The organism is Staphylococcus simulans (assembly GCF_002902285.1).
In the GTDB taxonomy this organism is placed as follows: domain Bacteria; phylum Bacillota; class Bacilli; order Staphylococcales; family Staphylococcaceae; genus Staphylococcus; species Staphylococcus simulans.
In genome coordinates this window covers 50,597-65,960 of the sequence record NZ_PPRU01000004.1, presented here as the reverse complement: position 1 = coordinate 65,960, position 15,364 = coordinate 50,597, and the positions used below count along the sequence as shown (strand labels likewise).

General features: G+C 37.2%; 29 protein-coding genes. 27 read left to right on the top strand and 2 right to left on the bottom strand.

Annotated elements, in window-relative coordinates:
* Window positions 1-19 precede the first annotated feature (19 nt).
* On the top strand, window positions 20-1,354 hold the full coding sequence (locus CD112_RS00985; protein ID WP_002479575.1) for an NCS2 family permease: 1,335 nt from the start codon (window positions 20-22) through the stop codon (window positions 1,352-1,354).
* 101 nt (window positions 1,355-1,455) lie between these two features.
* On the opposite strand, the gene CD112_RS00980 is transcribed toward CD112_RS00985, so the two are convergent.
* Complete coding sequence (locus CD112_RS00980; RefSeq protein WP_103363694.1) at window positions 1,456-2,247, bottom strand: glucose 1-dehydrogenase; 792 nt, start codon at window positions 2,245-2,247, stop codon at window positions 1,456-1,458.
* 242 nt (window positions 2,248-2,489) lie between these two features.
* Window positions 2,490-2,876, bottom strand: coding sequence for a hypothetical protein (locus CD112_RS00975; protein WP_002479573.1), 387 nt, complete (start codon window positions 2,874-2,876; stop codon window positions 2,490-2,492).
* 337 nt (window positions 2,877-3,213) lie between these two features.
* On the opposite strand from CD112_RS00975, the gene rpsJ reads away from it, so the two are divergent.
* From rpsJ to rpsM, 26 genes are all read left to right on the top strand, one after another.
* Window positions 3,214-3,522: a 30S ribosomal protein S10 gene (gene rpsJ, locus CD112_RS00970; RefSeq protein ID WP_002479572.1), complete on the top strand. Its 309-nt coding sequence runs from the start codon at window positions 3,214-3,216 to the stop codon at window positions 3,520-3,522.
* A gap of 27 nt (window positions 3,523-3,549) precedes the next feature.
* A complete protein-coding gene (gene rplC, locus CD112_RS00965; RefSeq protein WP_023014975.1) occupies window positions 3,550-4,212 on the top strand; it encodes a 50S ribosomal protein L3 in 663 nt (220 codons plus the stop codon).
* A gap of 28 nt (window positions 4,213-4,240) precedes the next feature.
* Complete coding sequence (gene rplD, locus CD112_RS00960) at window positions 4,241-4,864, top strand: 50S ribosomal protein L4 (protein ID WP_002479570.1); 624 nt, start codon at window positions 4,241-4,243, stop codon at window positions 4,862-4,864.
* Complete coding sequence (rplW, locus tag CD112_RS00955) at window positions 4,864-5,139, top strand: 50S ribosomal protein L23 (RefSeq protein ID WP_002479569.1); 276 nt, start codon at window positions 4,864-4,866, stop codon at window positions 5,137-5,139. The genes rplD and rplW overlap by 1 nt, the downstream gene beginning before the upstream one ends.
* Before the next feature lie 33 nt (window positions 5,140-5,172).
* Window positions 5,173-6,006: a 50S ribosomal protein L2 gene (rplB, locus tag CD112_RS00950; RefSeq protein ID WP_002479568.1), complete on the top strand. Its 834-nt coding sequence runs from the start codon at window positions 5,173-5,175 to the stop codon at window positions 6,004-6,006.
* 64 nt (window positions 6,007-6,070) lie between these two features.
* Window positions 6,071-6,349 carry a 30S ribosomal protein S19 gene (gene rpsS / locus CD112_RS00945; RefSeq protein ID WP_002479567.1) on the top strand — a complete coding sequence of 93 codons (279 nt, stop codon included), beginning with the start codon at window positions 6,071-6,073 and terminating at the stop codon, window positions 6,347-6,349.
* Window positions 6,350-6,381: 32 nt separating this feature from the next.
* Complete coding sequence (gene rplV / locus CD112_RS00940; protein ID WP_002479566.1) at window positions 6,382-6,735, top strand: 50S ribosomal protein L22; 354 nt, start codon at window positions 6,382-6,384, stop codon at window positions 6,733-6,735.
* A gap of 24 nt (window positions 6,736-6,759) precedes the next feature.
* Window positions 6,760-7,413 (top strand): 30S ribosomal protein S3, encoded by a 654-nt coding sequence (gene rpsC / locus CD112_RS00935; RefSeq protein WP_002479565.1) that lies wholly within the window; start codon window positions 6,760-6,762, stop codon window positions 7,411-7,413.
* Window positions 7,414-7,415: 2 nt separating this feature from the next.
* A complete protein-coding gene (gene rplP / locus CD112_RS00930; protein ID WP_002479564.1) occupies window positions 7,416-7,850 on the top strand; it encodes a 50S ribosomal protein L16 in 435 nt (144 codons plus the stop codon).
* Entirely contained in the window at window positions 7,840-8,049 is a 210-nt protein-coding gene (rpmC, locus tag CD112_RS00925) for a 50S ribosomal protein L29 (RefSeq protein ID WP_000644737.1), read from the top strand. The genes rplP and rpmC overlap by 11 nt, the downstream gene beginning before the upstream one ends.
* Before the next feature lie 24 nt (window positions 8,050-8,073).
* Entirely contained in the window at window positions 8,074-8,337 is a 264-nt protein-coding gene (gene rpsQ / locus CD112_RS00920; RefSeq protein ID WP_001829723.1) for a 30S ribosomal protein S17, read from the top strand.
* A 28-nt stretch (window positions 8,338-8,365) separates the two neighbouring features.
* On the top strand, window positions 8,366-8,734 hold the full coding sequence (rplN, locus tag CD112_RS00915; RefSeq protein WP_002479563.1) for a 50S ribosomal protein L14: 369 nt from the start codon (window positions 8,366-8,368) through the stop codon (window positions 8,732-8,734).
* A gap of 32 nt (window positions 8,735-8,766) precedes the next feature.
* Window positions 8,767-9,084 carry a 50S ribosomal protein L24 gene (gene rplX, locus CD112_RS00910; protein WP_002479562.1) on the top strand — a complete coding sequence of 106 codons (318 nt, stop codon included), beginning with the start codon at window positions 8,767-8,769 and terminating at the stop codon, window positions 9,082-9,084.
* A 25-nt stretch (window positions 9,085-9,109) separates the two neighbouring features.
* Window positions 9,110-9,649, top strand: a complete 540-nt coding sequence (gene rplE, locus CD112_RS00905; RefSeq protein WP_002479561.1) for a 50S ribosomal protein L5 — start codon at window positions 9,110-9,112, stop codon at window positions 9,647-9,649.
* A 26-nt stretch (window positions 9,650-9,675) separates the two neighbouring features.
* Complete coding sequence (locus tag CD112_RS00900) at window positions 9,676-9,861, top strand: type Z 30S ribosomal protein S14 (protein WP_002479560.1); 186 nt, start codon at window positions 9,676-9,678, stop codon at window positions 9,859-9,861.
* A gap of 32 nt (window positions 9,862-9,893) precedes the next feature.
* The gene (gene rpsH / locus CD112_RS00895) at window positions 9,894-10,292 is read left to right on the top strand and encodes a 30S ribosomal protein S8 (protein WP_002479559.1); all 399 of its coding nucleotides are present in this window, start codon (window positions 9,894-9,896) and stop codon (window positions 10,290-10,292) included.
* Between the two features lie 25 nt (window positions 10,293-10,317).
* Window positions 10,318-10,854 (top strand): 50S ribosomal protein L6, encoded by a 537-nt coding sequence (gene rplF / locus CD112_RS00890; RefSeq protein WP_070625738.1) that lies wholly within the window; start codon window positions 10,318-10,320, stop codon window positions 10,852-10,854.
* Window positions 10,855-10,886: 32 nt separating this feature from the next.
* Window positions 10,887-11,249: a 50S ribosomal protein L18 gene (gene rplR / locus CD112_RS00885; RefSeq protein ID WP_002479557.1), complete on the top strand. Its 363-nt coding sequence runs from the start codon at window positions 10,887-10,889 to the stop codon at window positions 11,247-11,249.
* 21 nt (window positions 11,250-11,270) lie between these two features.
* Window positions 11,271-11,771, top strand: a complete 501-nt coding sequence (gene rpsE, locus CD112_RS00880; protein ID WP_002479556.1) for a 30S ribosomal protein S5 — start codon at window positions 11,271-11,273, stop codon at window positions 11,769-11,771.
* Between the two features lie 16 nt (window positions 11,772-11,787).
* Complete coding sequence (gene rpmD, locus CD112_RS00875) at window positions 11,788-11,973, top strand: 50S ribosomal protein L30 (RefSeq protein ID WP_002479555.1); 186 nt, start codon at window positions 11,788-11,790, stop codon at window positions 11,971-11,973.
* 27 nt (window positions 11,974-12,000) lie between these two features.
* Window positions 12,001-12,441 (top strand): 50S ribosomal protein L15, encoded by a 441-nt coding sequence (gene rplO / locus CD112_RS00870; RefSeq protein WP_002479554.1) that lies wholly within the window; start codon window positions 12,001-12,003, stop codon window positions 12,439-12,441.
* Window positions 12,441-13,733, top strand: a complete 1,293-nt coding sequence (secY, locus tag CD112_RS00865; protein WP_002479553.1) for a preprotein translocase subunit SecY — start codon at window positions 12,441-12,443, stop codon at window positions 13,731-13,733. The genes rplO and secY overlap by 1 nt, the downstream gene beginning before the upstream one ends.
* 16 nt (window positions 13,734-13,749) lie before the next feature.
* Entirely contained in the window at window positions 13,750-14,400 is a 651-nt protein-coding gene (locus CD112_RS00860; RefSeq protein ID WP_002479552.1) for an adenylate kinase, read from the top strand.
* Between the two features lie 188 nt (window positions 14,401-14,588).
* Window positions 14,589-14,807, top strand: coding sequence for a translation initiation factor IF-1 (gene infA, locus CD112_RS00855; protein ID WP_002479551.1), 219 nt, complete (start codon window positions 14,589-14,591; stop codon window positions 14,805-14,807).
* A gap of 33 nt (window positions 14,808-14,840) precedes the next feature.
* Window positions 14,841-14,954 carry a 50S ribosomal protein L36 gene (rpmJ, locus tag CD112_RS00850; RefSeq protein ID WP_002479550.1) on the top strand — a complete coding sequence of 38 codons (114 nt, stop codon included), beginning with the start codon at window positions 14,841-14,843 and terminating at the stop codon, window positions 14,952-14,954.
* Between the two features lie 22 nt (window positions 14,955-14,976).
* Entirely contained in the window at window positions 14,977-15,342 is a 366-nt protein-coding gene (gene rpsM / locus CD112_RS00845) for a 30S ribosomal protein S13 (protein ID WP_002479549.1), read from the top strand.
* Window positions 15,343-15,364 lie beyond the last annotated feature (22 nt).

The window sequence follows — 15,364 nt, the reverse complement described above, 5'->3', positions numbered from 1 at the left end:
CATTTAAGGAGACTTTAAAGTGAAAAAATATTTCCAATTTGATAAGTATCAAACGAATTATCGTCGTGAGATTTTAGGCGGTTTAACAACTTTCTTATCTATGGCTTACATATTAGCTGTTAACCCGCAGATTTTAAGTTTAGCAGGTGTAAAAGGTATCCCAGATGATATGAAGATGGATCAGGGCGCAGTATTTGTTGCGACAGCCTTAGCTGCATTTGTGGGTTCATTATTTATGGGACTCATTGCTAGATATCCAATCGCATTAGCACCAGGTATGGGACTGAATGCATTCTTCGCATTTACTGTTGTGTTAACAATGGGGATTCCATGGCAAATCGGTTTAACAGGTGTGTTATGTTCAGGTATCTTCTTTGCGATATTAACCGTAACAGGACTCCGGGAGACCATTATTAACGCCATACCGTATGAGATGAAAATGGCTGTAACAGCGGGTATCGGTTTGTTTATTACCTTTGTTGGTTTACAAGGTGCAGGTATTATTGTGAATAATGATTCTACGCTTGTAACTTTAGGCCATATTACAGACGGTAAAGTATTATTAGCAGTATTTGGTATCATCGTAACGGTTGTACTTTATGCTAAAAAAGTACCGGGTGCTATCTTTATCGGTATGATTTTAACGTCAGCCGGCGGATTATTAACTGGTTTAATTCAAATGCCACATGCAGTAGTAGGAAAGATTCCAAGTATTGCGCCAACATTCGGTGCAGCATTTGAAGCATTTAAAGACCCAGGTCAATTATTTACAGTACAATTTTTAATTGTTATTTTAACGTTCTTGTTCATTGATTTCTTTGATACAGCAGGAACATTAGTGGCAGTGGCTTCACAAGCAGGTATGATGAAAGATAATAAATTACCTCGTGCAGGTCGTGCGTTATTCTCAGATTCTATCGCTACAATCGTAGGTTCTATTTTCGGTACAACAACAACGACTTCATACATTGAATCAACATCGGGTGTTGCTGTAGGTGCAAGAACTGGTTTTGCGAGTATTGTAACAGGTGTCTGTTTCTTATTAGCATTATTCTTCAGTCCATTAATGGCTGTTGTTACGAGTGCAGTCACAGCTCCAGCATTAATTGTAGTAGGGGTATTAATGGCAGGAAACTTATCACAAATTGATTGGAAGAAATTTGAATTGGCTGTTCCAGCGTTCATTACAATTATTATGATGCCACTATCTTATTCAATTGCGACAGGTATCGCATGTGGTTTCATCTTCTATCCAATTACAATGTTAGTGACGAAACGTCATAAAGAAGTACATCCAATTATGTATGTATTAATGGTGTTATTCATTTTATACTTCGTATTCGTACACGGTTAAAACAAACGATTAAGCAAGCTCATGAGATATGGGCTTGTTTTTTTATATATCAAAAAAAGACACTTGCACAATTCGCAAGTGTCTTACTGCAAGAGATAATATTAACCTTTACCACCCATGAACGCAGGGTAATTCGTCATACCGCCATCAACATAAATTGTTGTGCCGTGAATATAACTTGCTGCATCAGATGCTAAGAATAAAGCAACGTTAGCCACTTGCTCTGTTTCGCCAATTTCTCTTGCAGGAATCATTTTAAGGGTTTCTTCACGTGTTTCAGGATCAGAGAATTTCTCTTTCGTATGCTCTGTAACGACTGCACCTGGTGAAATGTTATTAATGCGGATACCGTATTGTGCATATTCCATAGACATTGTTTCCATCATACTTTTTAGGCCAGCTTTACTTGCTGAATAATTTACATAGTAAGGCCATGGAATGATGTCATGCACACTCGCTGTATTAATGATTACTCCTTTTTTATCTTCTTTAAGGAAGTATTTAACAGCTTCTCTTGAACCGATGAATGCACCTGTTAAGTTAACATCAAGTGCTTTTTGGAACTCTTCAACAGACATTTCATGTGAAGCAACAGGATTTTCAAATCCAGCGTTATTAATCATAATGTCTAAAGTGCCAAAATGTTTGATGGCTTGTTCTACAAGGCTGATGATATCTTCTTCGGTTGTAACATCACCTTGGACTGGTAAAGCTTGTCCACCGTGATCTTCGATTTCTTTTTTGAGTTTTTCTAACTCAGGTTCGTGTTTAGAAGAACGGTAATTTAAAACAACTTTCGCTTTTGCTTTACCAAACGCTTCAGCGTAAGCTTTACCAATTCCGCTGCCACTACCTGTGACAATAACTACTTTATTTTCTAAATCTTGATACATATCTCTTTCTCCTTTTATCTATATCATGCTTTATTTCTATTCAATATAGTTAAAAAGCAATATGTTTCATCGTTATTATGAACTCTATCAATATACCCGCTTCTAAAAATTAATAATCCAAACACCTTTAACTTCTAAAATAAATATAAATAGAAGCGTTTACATTACAATAGGAAGAAACTCATAAAATTACTTGTAAATATAAAAAGATACCGACAGATCTGCCGGTATTTATCTATAACTTATTTAATTCGACGTCCATGTTCATCATAAACAGCTCTCGCATTTCGATTTGGCATATAAATAGGAGTGCTCATGACAATAAACAAGAAGAACAACATTAAGAAGAATAAAATCCAATGTACAATCATTCCGACAAAAGGAACAATTGCGATAAACGAACCAGCGATTCCTAATAAAGGAATAATGACCATAGGACGAATTGTACTTTGGCTGTCAGCTAATAATGCGATAACGAGTAATAAATAGAAGAAAGCATTAATGATTAATGGCTGCCAACCAAATGAAACGATGATAGAACCTCCTAAGAAAGGAATGCCATATAAAAGTTCAGAGAGCAGCAAGATAATGCTTATAATGATTAATGCGATTCTTGTACTATGTTTCACTTTTAATCACCACCATTCATTTACTATTATATAGGATGTGAGTCGATTGAAAAAATATGAAGACTTAGAGAAAAAAATCTTTATACGGGTTGAAGTGTGCAATCATTTGCAGTAAAATATACTGGTATGTGTTAGAGAAAAAGTCTAACATAAAAAAAGTTACATGAAATGGTTGCAACTAAGCGCTGATTCGTGTAACATATCTAATGTTGGACTTTGAATACGCGATGAAGCGAAAGGTTACTGACACACCCGGCCGCTTTGCCATGGCGTTGTGTGAGATAGTTTTCGTGGAGAAGTCTATCACTAAATGTAGACGATATAAGGAGGGAAAATTATGGCAAAACAAAAAATCAGAATCAGATTAAAAGCTTATGATCACAGAGTAATTGATCAATCAGCTGAGAAAATTGTTGAAACAGCAAAACGTTCTGGTGCAGAAGTTTCTGGACCAATTCCATTACCAACTGAAAAATCAATTTACACTATCATCCGTGCGGTGCATAAGTACAAAGATTCTCGTGAGCAATTCGAACAACGTACTCATAAACGTTTAATCGACATTGTTAACCCTACACCAAAAACTGTTGATGCTCTTATGGGCTTAAACTTACCATCAGGTGTAGACATCGAAATTAAATTATAATAGAAAATCATAGGAGGTGGACTTTCGATGACCAAAGGAATCTTAGGAAGAAAAATCGGGATGACACAAGTATTCGGTGAAAACGGAGACTTAATCCCAGTAACTGTAGTAGAAGCAGGACAAAACGTAGTATTACAAAAGAAAACTGAAGAGGTAGACGGTTACAACGCTATCCAAGTAGGTTTTGAAGACAAACAAGCATACAAAAAAGACAGCAAGTCAAATAAATATGCTAATAAACCAGCTGAAGGTCACGCTAAAAAAGCTGACACAGCTCCTAAGCGCTTCATTCGTGAATTCAGAAACATCAATGTTGATGAATACGAAGTAGGTCAAGAAGTCTCAGTTGATACATTTGAAGCTGGGGACATCATTGACGTAACTGGAGTATCTAAAGGTAAAGGTTTCCAAGGCAATATCAAACGTCATGGCCACGGTCGTGGACCAATGTCTCACGGTTCTCATTTCCACAGAGCGCCAGGTTCTGTAGGTATGGCATCTGACGCATCTAAAGTATTTAAAGGTCACAAAATGCCAGGTCGTATGGGTGGCAACACAGTGACAGTACAAAACTTAGAAGTTGTACAAATCGATACAGAAAACAACGTTATCTTAGTTAAAGGTAATGTGCCTGGTCCTAAAAAAGGATTAGTAGAAATCAAAACTTCAATTAAAAAAGGTAACAAATAATTAATTAACGAAAGGAGGAAAATGCATAATGGCAAATTATGATGTATTAAAAGTAGACGGATCAAAAGCAGGTTCAGTTGAATTAAGCGATGCTGTATTCGCAATTGAACCAAACAAAGATGTTCTTTTCGAAGCAATTAACTTACAACGTGCTTCATTACGCCAAGGTACGCATTCGGTAAAAAACCGTTCAGCAGTACGCGGCGGTGGACGTAAACCATGGAGACAAAAAGGTACAGGACGTGCGCGTCAAGGTACTATCCGTGCTCCACAATGGCGTGGTGGCGGTATCGTATTCGGACCGACTCCAAGAAGCTATGCATACAAAATGCCTAAGAAAATGCGTCGTTTAGCATTACGTTCTGCATTATCTTTCAAAGTACAAGAAAATGAATTCAAAATTATTGATGCTTTCGGTTTAGAAGCACCAAAAACTAAAGAATTCACTAAAGTATTATCAAACTTAGAATTACCTAAAAAAGTTTTAGTAGTTACTGAATCAGAAGATGTAAATGTTGAATTATCAGCACGTAACATTCCTGGTGTTCAAATCACTACTGTAACTGGTTTAAACGTATTAGACATCACTAGCGCTGACAGTGTATTAATTACAGAAGCAGCTGCTAAAAAAGTTGAGGAGGTGCTCGGATAATGGAAGCAAGAGACGTTCTTAAGCGCCCCGTAATCACAGAAAAATCTTCAGAAGCAATGGCTGAAGACAAATACACTTTTGATGTAGATACACGTGCGAATAAAACACAAGTTAAAATTGCAGTTGAAGAAATTTTCGATGTTAAAGTAGACAAAGTAAATATCGTCAACTACAAAGCTAAGAAAAAACGTATGGGCCGTTACCAAGGCTATACAAACAGAAGACGCAAAGCGATCGTTACACTTAAAGAAGGATCAATCGATCTATTCAACTAAAAAATAAAATTACCAATAAGGAGGTAAGCGACAATGGCTCTTAAACATTATAAGCCGATTACAAATGGTCGTCGTAATATGACTTCATTGGATTTCGCTGAAATCACAAAAACGACTCCAGAAAAGTCATTATTACAACCGCTACCGAAAAAAGCGGGACGCAACAACCAAGGTAAAATGACAGTACGCCATCATGGTGGCGGACACAAACGTCAATACCGTGTTATTGATTTCAAACGTAACAAAGATGGGATCCCAGCAAAAGTTGATTCTATCCAATACGATCCAAACCGTTCAGCTAACATTGCATTGTTAGTATATGCAGATGGTGAAAAACGTTACATCATCGCTCCAAAAGGTTTGGTTGTAGGACAAACAGTAGAAAATGGTGAAGAAGCTGACATTAAAGTAGGTAACGCTTTACCATTAGCTAACATTCCAGTAGGTACTGTAGTTCACAATATCGAATTAAAACCTGGCCGTGGCGGACAAATCGCACGTTCAGCAGGTGCAAGTGCTCAAGTACTTGGTAAAGAAGGTAAATACGTATTAGTAAGACTTCGCTCAGGTGAGGTTCGTATGATTCTTTCAACTTGCCGTGCAACTGTAGGTCAAGTTGGTAACTTACAACATGAACTTGTTAACGTTGGTAAAGCCGGACGTTCTCGTTGGAAAGGTATCCGTCCAACAGTTCGTGGTTCTGTAATGAACCCTAACGATCACCCACACGGTGGTGGTGAAGGTCGTGCTCCAATCGGTATGCCATCACCAATGTCACCATGGGGTAAACCAACTCTTGGTAAGAAAACTCGTCGCGGTAAAAAATCATCAGATAAACTTATCGTACGTAGACGTAAAAGAAAATAATAACAATTTATTTGGGTGTGCGGCGTAATCGCTGCACGCACATAATAAGAAGGGAGGCGCCATAATGGCTCGTAGTATTAAAAAAGGACCTTTCGTCGATGACCACTTGATGAAAAAAGTGGAAGCGCAAGAAGGTAATCAGAAAAAAACTGTGATTAAAACTTGGTCACGTCGTTCAACTATTTTCCCTAACTTCATCGGTATTACTTTTGCAGTATACGATGGACGTAAACATGTACCTGTTTATGTAACTGAAGATATGGTTGGTCACAAATTAGGTGAATTTGCTCCAACTCGTACATTCAAAGGACATGCTGCAGACGACAAAAAAACAAGAAGATAAATACTTTCTATTAAGTAGAGGAGGAAGACCAAATGGAAGCAAAAGCGGTTGCTAGAACTATCAGAATCGCACCTCGTAAAGTCAGATTAGTTTTAGACTTAATCAGAGGCAAAAACGTTGGTGAAGCTGTTGCTATTTTAAAATTAACTAACAAAGCATCATCACCAGTTGTTGAAAAATTATTAATGTCCGCTTTAGCTAATGCAGAGCACAACTATGACATGAATACAGATGAATTAGTTGTTAAAGAAGCATATGCTAACGAAGGACCAACTTTAAAACGTTTCCGTCCACGTGCTCAAGGACGCGCAAGTGCAATTAACAAACGTACAAGCCACATTACAATTGTCGTAAGTGACGGCAAAGAAGAAGCTAAAGAAGCTTAATAAACTATCTAAGGAGGGAATACTGTGGGTCAAAAAATTAATCCAATCGGACTTCGTGTTGGTGTTATCCGTGATTGGGACGCTAAATGGTATGCTGAAAAAGATTTCGCTACTTTATTACATGAAGATTTAAAAATCCGTAAGTTCATCGATAACGAATTAAAAGAAGCATCAGTTTCTCACGTAGAAATCGAACGTGCTGCTAACCGTATCAATATTGCAATCCACACTGGTAAACCAGGTATGGTAATTGGTAAAGGCGGTTCAGAAATTGAAAAACTTCGTAACAAATTAAATAACTTAACTAACAAACGTGTACACATTAACGTGATCGAAATCAAAAAAGTTGATTTAGATGCTCGTTTAGTTGCTGAGAACATCGCTCGTCAATTAGAAAACCGTGCATCATTCCGTCGTGTACAAAAACAAGCTATTCAAAGAGCTATGAAACTAGGAGCTTTAGGTGTTAAAACTCAAGTTTCAGGTCGTTTAGGCGGAGCTGACATCGCTCGTGCTGAACAATATTCAGAAGGAACTGTTCCACTTCACACATTACGTGCTGACATTGACTACGCACATGCTGAAGCTGATACAACATACGGTAAACTTGGAGTTAAAGTATGGATCTATCGTGGAGAAGTTCTTCCTACTAAGAACAATAGTGAAGGAGGAAAATAATAATGTTGCTACCAAAACGCGTTAAATATCGTCGTCAACATCGTCCAAACACAAAAGGACGTTCTAAAGGCGGTAACTTTGTAACATTTGGTGAGTATGGATTACAAGCTACTACAACTTCTTGGATCACATCTCGTCAAATCGAATCTGCTCGTATTGCGATGACTCGTTATATGAAACGTGGCGGGAAAGTTTGGATTAAAATCTTCCCTCATACACCATATACTAAAAAACCTTTAGAAGTACGTATGGGTGCTGGTAAAGGTGCAGTAGAAGGCTGGATCGCAGTAGTTAAACCAGGTAGAATCTTATTTGAAGTTGCAGGCGTGTCAGAAGAAGTTGCACGCGAAGCATTACGTTTAGCAAGTCACAAACTTCCAGTTAAATCTAAGTTTGTAAAACGTGAAGAATTGGGTGGTGAATCAAATGAAAGCTAAGGAAATTAGAGACTTAACCACTTCAGAAATCGAAGAGCAAATCAAATCTTCAAAAGAAGAACTTTTTAACCTACGCTTTCAGTTAGCTACAGGACAATTAGAGGAAACTGCACGTATTCGTACAGTAAGAAAAACGATTGCACGTCTAAAAACTGTTGCTCGTGAAAGAGAAATTGAACAAAGTAAGGCTAATCAATAATAATTGAAAGAGGAGGTTACAAAAGTGAGCGAAAGAAATGATCGTAAAGTTTATGTAGGTAGAGTCGTATCAGACAAAATGGATAAAACTGTAACTGTACTTGTAGAGACTTACAAAACTCATAAATTATATGGTAAACGAGTAAAATATTCTAAAAAATATAAAACTCATGATGAAAACAATTCAGCTAAATTAGGAGACATCGTTAAGATTCAAGAAACTCGTCCTTTATCAGCAACAAAACGTTTTCGTTTAGTAGAAATTGTTGAAGAATCAGTTATTATTTAATCATTTAAAGATAAGGGAGGTTTAATTCATGATCCAACAAGAAACACGCTTGAAAGTAGCTGACAACTCAGGTGCTCGTGAAGTTCTAACAATCAAAGTATTAGGCGGATCTGGTCGTAAAACAGCGAACATCGGCGACGTAATTGTGTGTACTGTTAAAAATGCTACACCAGGAGGCGTTGTTAAAAAAGGTGAAGTTGTTAAAGCTGTTGTAGTACGTACTAAATCAGGAGTACGTCGTAAAGACGGTTCTTACATCAAATTTGATGAAAATGCATGTGTAGTTATTCGTGACGACAAGAGTCCACGCGGTACTCGTATCTTCGGACCAGTAGCTCGTGAATTACGTGACAGCAACTACATGAAAATTATTTCATTAGCACCAGAAGTACTATAATGTTAATAAATAAAATCTAAGGAGGTGCCCACATGCATATCAAAAAAGGTGACAACGTAATCGTTATCTCAGGTAAAGATAAAGGTAAAACAGGTGTTGTACAAGCAACAGAACCTAAAAAAGACCGTGTCGTTGTGGAAGGTGTGAACATCATTAAAAAGCACCAAAAACCGACTCAATTTAATCCAGAAGGTGGAATCTTAGAAACTGAAGCAGCTATTCATGTTTCTAACGTACAATTATTGGACCCAAAAACAAATGAACCAACTCGTGTAGGTTACAAATTTGTTGATGGTAAAAAAGTTCGTATCGCTAAAAAATCAGGCGAAGAAATCAAATCTAATAATTAATAACTAGTTGAAAGGAGGATCCACTTTGAGCCGTTTAAAAGAAAAATTCAATACAGAAGTTACTGAGAACTTAATGAAAGAATTCAACTATAGTTCAGTAATGGAAGTACCTAAAATCGATAAAATCGTTGTGAACATGGGTGTAGGTGACGCTGTTCAAAACTCTAAAGTATTAGACAATGCTGTTGAAGAGTTAACATTAATTACAGGTCAAAAACCATTAATCACAAAAGCTAAAAAATCAGTAGCAACATTCCGTTTACGTGAAGGTATGCCAATCGGAGCAAAAGTTACTCTTCGCGGAGAAAGAATGTATGAATTCCTTGATAAATTAATCTCAGTATCATTACCACGTGTACGTGACTTCCATGGTGTTTCTAAAAAAGCATTCGACGGTCGCGGTAACTACACATTAGGTATCAAAGAACAATTAATTTTCCCAGAAATCGATTATGATAAAGTAAGTAAAGTAAGAGGAATGGATATCGTTATTGTTACAACTGCTAACACTGACGAAGAAGCCCGTGCATTGTTAACTCAATTCGGTATGCCATTTCAAAAGTAAGCTCTAATATAAAGGAGGCTAATTAAGTGGCTAAAAAATCAATGGTTGTAAAACAAGCTAAAAAGCAAAAATTCCCAGTGCGCGAATACACTCGTTGTGAACGCTGTGGACGCCCACATTCTGTATACCGCAAATTTAAATTATGCCGTATCTGTTTCCGTGAATTAGCTTATAAAGGTCAAATCCCTGGCGTTCGTAAAGCTAGCTGGTAATTAAAGAGAGTCTTGAAAGGAGGCAACAATCTATGACAATGTCAGATCCAATCGCAGATATGCTAACTCGTGTAAGAAACGCAAACATGGTGCGTCATGAAAAAATCGAGTTGCCTGCGTCAAATATTAAAAAACAAATTGCTGAAATCCTTAAAAATGAAGGTTTCATTAAAAACGTTGAGTTCGTAGAAGATGATAAACAAGGTGTTTTACGTTTATTCCTTAAATATGGTCAAAACAACGAACGCGTTATCACAGGCTTAAAACGTATTTCTAAACCAGGTTTACGTGTCTATGCTAAAGCTGACGAAGTACCTAAAGTATTAAACGGTTTAGGTATCGCATTAGTTTCAACATCTGAAGGTATCGTAACTGACAGAGAAGCAAGAAAACGTAACGTAGGCGGAGAAGTATTAGCATACGTTTGGTAATAAATAATTAAGGAGGTGCCCGTAAATGAGCCGTGTAGGTAAGAAAATTATTGAAATTCCTAGCGATGTTACAGTAGACATCAAAGGTAATACAGTTACAGTAAAAGGTCCTAAAGGTGAATTATCACGTACTATGGATTCTAGCATGACTTACAAATTAGAAGACAACACATTAGAAGTTGTACGTCCATCTGATTCTCAAAAAGACAGAACAGTTCATGGAACAACTCGTGCGTTAATTAACAATATGGTACAAGGTGTAGCTAAAGGTTTCGAAAAAACTTTAGAACTTATCGGTGTTGGTTACCGTGCACAATTGCAAGGTAGCAACTTAGTACTTAACGTTGGTTATTCTCACCCAGTTGAATTCAAACCAGAAGATGGTATCACATTCACAGTTGAGAAAAACACAACAGTTAAAGTTGAAGGTATTTCTAAAGAATTAGTTGGTGCTACAGCATCTAAAATCCGTGCCGTAAGACCACCAGAACCTTATAAAGGTAAAGGTATCCGTTACCAAGGCGAATATGTTCGTCGTAAAGAAGGTAAAACTGGTAAATAATAAATAACTCTCTAAAGAAAGGAGAATAAAGCATGATCAGCAAAATTGATAAAAATAAAGTACGCTTAAAAAGACATGCACGTGTACGTACTAACTTAACTGGTACTTCTGAAAAACCACGTTTAAACGTATATCGTTCTAACAAACACATCTATGCACAAATCATTGATGATACTAAAGGCGTAACTTTAGCTCAAGCATCAACTCAAGATAAAGATTTCGAAAATGAAACTGGTTCAAAAGTTGAATTATCAGCCAAAGTGGGCGAAGTAATCGCTAAGAAAGCAGTTGATAAAGGTATCACTGCAATCGTCTTCGACCGTGGAGGTTACTTATACCATGGACGTGTTAAAGCATTAGCAGATGCAGCACGTGAAAATGGCTTAGAATTTTAATCATAAAAGGAGGGACAAATAATGGCTCGCAGAGATGAAGAAAACAAAGAATTTGAAGAACGCGTTGTTACGATTAACCGTGTTGCGAAAGTTGTAAAAGGTGGACGTCGTTTCCGTTTCACTGCATTAGTAGTAGTTGGAGACAAAAATGGTCGTGTTGGATTCGGTACAGGTAAAGCACAAGAGGTACCAGAAGCGATCAAAAAAGCGGTAGAAGCTGCTAAAAAAGAATTAGTATCTGTAAACCGTGTTGAAGGTACAACACCACACACAATCACTGGCCGTTTCGGTTCAGGAAGTGTATTATTGAAACCAGCAGCACCTGGTACTGGGGTTATCGCCGGTGGACCAGTTCGTGCCGTATTAGAGTTAGCAGGTATCACTGATATCTTAAGTAAGTCATTAGGTTCTAACACACCAATTAACATGGTTCGTGCTACAATCAATGGTTTAGAAAATCTAAAAAGTGCTGAAGAAGTTGCGAAATTACGCGGCAAATCAGTAGAAGAATTATACAATTAAGGAGGGAAAATGAATAATGGCTAAATTACAAATTACCCTCACACGTAGTGTTATTGGTCGTCCAGAAACACAACGTAAAACTGTTGAAGCATTAGGTTTGAAAAAAACTAACTCTACAGTAGTTGTAGAAGACAACCCAGCTATCCGTGGACAAGTGAACAAAGTAAGTCACTTGCTAAAAGTTGAAGAATTAGACGCATAATTAGATAATATATAAGGAGGTGCCGTAATGAAATTACATGATTTACATCCAGCAGAAGGATCACGTAAAGAACGCAACCGCGTAGGTCGTGGTGCTGCTACAGGTAATGGTAAAACAAGTGGACGTGGTCAAAAAGGTCAAAAAGCACGTTCAGGTGGTAAAGTAAGACCAGGTTTCGAAGGTGGTCAATTACCATTATTCCGTCGTATCCCTAAACGCGGTTTCACAAACATCAACCGTAAAGAATACGCAGTTGTGAATTTAGACCAATTAAACCGTTTTGAAGAAGGTACAGAAGTTACTCCTGAACTTTTAATCGAAACAGGCGTAGTTAAAAACGCAAAAGCGGGTATCAAAGTATTAGGTAATGGTTCTCTAGAGAAAAAATTAACAGTAAAAGCACATAAATTCTCTGCATCTGCAGCTGAAGCAATTGATGCTAAAGGTGGAGCACACGAGGTGATCTAATGTTTGACACATTCGTAAACTTCTTTAAAACAAAAGAAGTGCGAAACAAGATCTTTTTTACGCTCGCAATGCTAGTTATTTTTAAAATAGGTACTTATATACCAGCGCCTGGAGTCAATCCAGCAGCGTTTGAAAGTCAACAAGGTTCTCAAGGTGTCACTGATCTATTGAATACATTCGGTGGGGGAGCCTTGAAGAACTTTTCCATTTTTGCAATGGGTATTATGCCCTACATCACTGCTTCAATCGTTATGCAGTTATTGCAAATGGATATAGTTCCTAAGTTTACAGAATGGGCCAAACAAGGTGACGTTGGTCGTAAGAAACTAAACAACGTTACGCGCTATTTTGCGATACTTTTGGCATTCATCCAATCAATAGGGATGGCATTCCAATTCAATAACTATCTTAAAGGTGCATTGATTGTTGATCCTTCACCTATGAGTTATTTGTTGATTGCAATTGTATTAACAGCAGGAACAGCTTTCTTATTATGGTTAGGTGAACAGATAACACAATATGGTGTAGGTAATGGTATTTCCATTATTATCTTCGCCGGTATCTTGTCTACTTTGCCATCATCACTGATTCAGTTCTATCAACAAGCCTTTGTAGGGCAAAGTGATACAACAATCGCATGGTTGCAAGTAGCAGGGCTAGTTATTGGTTTGATTTTACTAACAATGGGTGCTGTGTACGTATTACAAGCTGTTCGTAAGATACCTATTCAATATGCGAAAAAACAATCCGCTCAGCGTTTAGGACGAAATGCAACGTATTTGCCGTTGAAAGTTAACTCAGCAGGGGTTATCCCGGTTATCTTTGCTATGGCATTCTTCTTGTTACCGAGAACATTAACAATGTTCTTCCCTAAAGCTGACTGGGCGCAGCAAATTGCCAATACAGCCAATCCATCAAGTAACATCGGAATGGTAATTTATATTATCTTGATCATTGCATTCACTTATTTCTATGCATTTGTTCAAGTTAATCCAGAAAAAATGGCTGACAACCTTAAGAAACAAGGCAGTTATGTACCGGGTATCAGACCTGGTGAAAAAACTAAAAAGTATATTACCAAAGTTTTATATCGTTTAACTTTTGTAGGTTCTATCTTCTTAGCAGTTATCGCTATTTTACCGATTCTTGCTACTAAATTTATGAACTTACCGCAATCGATTCAAGTCGGCGGTACAAGCTTATTGATCGTTATCGGTGTTGCAATCGAAACTATGAAGAGCTTGGAAGCACAAGTTAACCAAAAAGAATATAAAGGCTTTGGTGGTAGATAATTTGTAGGAGGGCAATATGAATATCATCTTAATGGGTTTACCTGGCGCAGGTAAAGGAACTCAAGCGAGTGAAATTGTTAAGAAATTCCCTATTCCGCATATATCTACAGGTGATATGTTTAGAAAAGCTATCAAAGATGAAACTGAATTAGGTAAAGAAGCTAAGTCTTATATGGACCGTGGCGAACTTGTACCTGATGAAGTAACTGTGGGTATCGTTAAAGAAAGACTTTCTGAAGACGATGCGAAAAAAGGATTTTTATTAGATGGTTTCCCACGTACACTTGAACAAGCAGAAGCATTAAGTAAAATCATGACAGAACTTGGCAGAAAGATTGATGCAGTTATTAATATTGAAGTTCCGGAAGAAGAACTCATGAATCGTTTGACTGGACGTCGCGTTTGTGAAGTTTGCGGAACAACTTATCATCTTGTGTTCAATCCTCCAAAAGTGGATGGTGTTTGTGATCTTGATGGCGGTAAATTATACCAACGTGAAGATGACAATCCAGAAACAGTTGCAAAACGTTTAGAAGTTAACGTAAAACAGTCTAAACCTATCTTAGAATACTATGATAAAGAAGGCGTTTTGAAAAACGTTGACGGTTCTAAAGATATCCAAGAAGTAACTGGCTCAGTTATCGATATCTTGGAAGATCTTAAGTAATTCAACATTGCTGCTTGTATGTTGAATGAAGGCAGTCTGATATTGTTTGTCTCTCAGCCTAACGAATTATGAGTGACAGCATAACGATAATGATTCCCGATTTTTGTTCAACGTAATGATACAAGGGCAGTATGTCTAACATTTTCCAATAGACATTAACTAATAATGCAAAAGGGGGAATTGTTCTAATGGCAAAACAAGATGTAATTGAATTAGAAGGTACAGTAACAGATACTTTACCAAATGCAATGTTTAAAGTAGAATTAGAAAATGGTCATGAAATTTTAGCACATGTGAGTGGTAAAATTAGAATGAATTATATTCGTATTCTACCTGGCGACAAAGTAACAGTAGAAATGTCTCCGTATGATTTAACTCGCGGAAGAATCACTTATCGTTATAAATAATTCGTCACTCCATTATTACAGGGAGGTATTAAAATGAAAGTAAGACCATCAGTAAAACCTATTTGCGAAAAATGTAAAGTCATTAAACGTAAAGGTAAAGTAATGATCATTTGTGAAAATCCGAAACACAAACAAAGACAAGGTTAATAAAAGAGAGGTGTAAAATAATATGGCACGTATTGCAGGAGTCGATATTCCACGCGAAAAACGCGTTGTAATTTCATTAACTTATATTTACGGTATTGGTAAATCAACTGCTGAAAAAATCGTAGCAGAAGCTGGAGTTTCTCCACAAACTCGTACTAACGAATTAACTGACGATGAATTAGGTCGTCTTCGTGAAGTTGTAGACAGCTACAAAGTAGAAGGTGACTTACGTCGTGAGCAAAACTTAAACATCAAACGTTTAATGGAAATCTCATCTTACCGTGGTATCCGTCACCGTCGTGGCTTACCAGTTCGCGGTCAAAAAACTAAAAACAATGCTCGTACACGTAAAGGCCCAGTTAAAACTGTAGCTAACAAGAAAAAATAATAGGTAAAGGAGGAAAATATTA

Coding starts and splice junctions, on each gene's coding strand:
- CD112_RS00980 (WP_103363694.1), bottom strand. CDS start 2,247: ATGTATCAAGATTTAGAAAATAAAGTAGTTATTGTCACAGGTAGTGGC.
- rpsJ (WP_002479572.1), top strand. CDS start 3,214: ATGGCAAAACAAAAAATCAGAATCAGATTAAAAGCTTATGATCACAGA.
- rplC (WP_023014975.1), top strand. CDS start 3,550: ATGACCAAAGGAATCTTAGGAAGAAAAATCGGGATGACACAAGTATTC.
- rplD (WP_002479570.1), top strand. CDS start 4,241: ATGGCAAATTATGATGTATTAAAAGTAGACGGATCAAAAGCAGGTTCA.
- rplW (WP_002479569.1), top strand. CDS start 4,864: ATGGAAGCAAGAGACGTTCTTAAGCGCCCCGTAATCACAGAAAAATCT.
- rplB (WP_002479568.1), top strand. CDS start 5,173: ATGGCTCTTAAACATTATAAGCCGATTACAAATGGTCGTCGTAATATG.
- rpsS (WP_002479567.1), top strand. CDS start 6,071: ATGGCTCGTAGTATTAAAAAAGGACCTTTCGTCGATGACCACTTGATG.
- rplV (WP_002479566.1), top strand. CDS start 6,382: ATGGAAGCAAAAGCGGTTGCTAGAACTATCAGAATCGCACCTCGTAAA.
- rplP (WP_002479564.1), top strand. CDS start 7,416: ATGTTGCTACCAAAACGCGTTAAATATCGTCGTCAACATCGTCCAAAC.
- rpmC (WP_000644737.1), top strand. CDS start 7,840: ATGAAAGCTAAGGAAATTAGAGACTTAACCACTTCAGAAATCGAAGAG.
- rplN (WP_002479563.1), top strand. CDS start 8,366: ATGATCCAACAAGAAACACGCTTGAAAGTAGCTGACAACTCAGGTGCT.
- rplX (WP_002479562.1), top strand. CDS start 8,767: ATGCATATCAAAAAAGGTGACAACGTAATCGTTATCTCAGGTAAAGAT.
- rpsH (WP_002479559.1), top strand. CDS start 9,894: ATGACAATGTCAGATCCAATCGCAGATATGCTAACTCGTGTAAGAAAC.
- rplF (WP_070625738.1), top strand. CDS start 10,318: ATGAGCCGTGTAGGTAAGAAAATTATTGAAATTCCTAGCGATGTTACA.
- rplR (WP_002479557.1), top strand. CDS start 10,887: ATGATCAGCAAAATTGATAAAAATAAAGTACGCTTAAAAAGACATGCA.
- rpsE (WP_002479556.1), top strand. CDS start 11,271: ATGGCTCGCAGAGATGAAGAAAACAAAGAATTTGAAGAACGCGTTGTT.
- rpmD (WP_002479555.1), top strand. CDS start 11,788: ATGGCTAAATTACAAATTACCCTCACACGTAGTGTTATTGGTCGTCCA.
- rplO (WP_002479554.1), top strand. CDS start 12,001: ATGAAATTACATGATTTACATCCAGCAGAAGGATCACGTAAAGAACGC.
- secY (WP_002479553.1), top strand. CDS start 12,441: ATGTTTGACACATTCGTAAACTTCTTTAAAACAAAAGAAGTGCGAAAC.
- CD112_RS00860 (WP_002479552.1), top strand. CDS start 13,750: ATGAATATCATCTTAATGGGTTTACCTGGCGCAGGTAAAGGAACTCAA.
- infA (WP_002479551.1), top strand. CDS start 14,589: ATGGCAAAACAAGATGTAATTGAATTAGAAGGTACAGTAACAGATACT.
- rpmJ (WP_002479550.1), top strand. CDS start 14,841: ATGAAAGTAAGACCATCAGTAAAACCTATTTGCGAAAAATGTAAAGTC.
- rpsM (WP_002479549.1), top strand. CDS start 14,977: ATGGCACGTATTGCAGGAGTCGATATTCCACGCGAAAAACGCGTTGTA.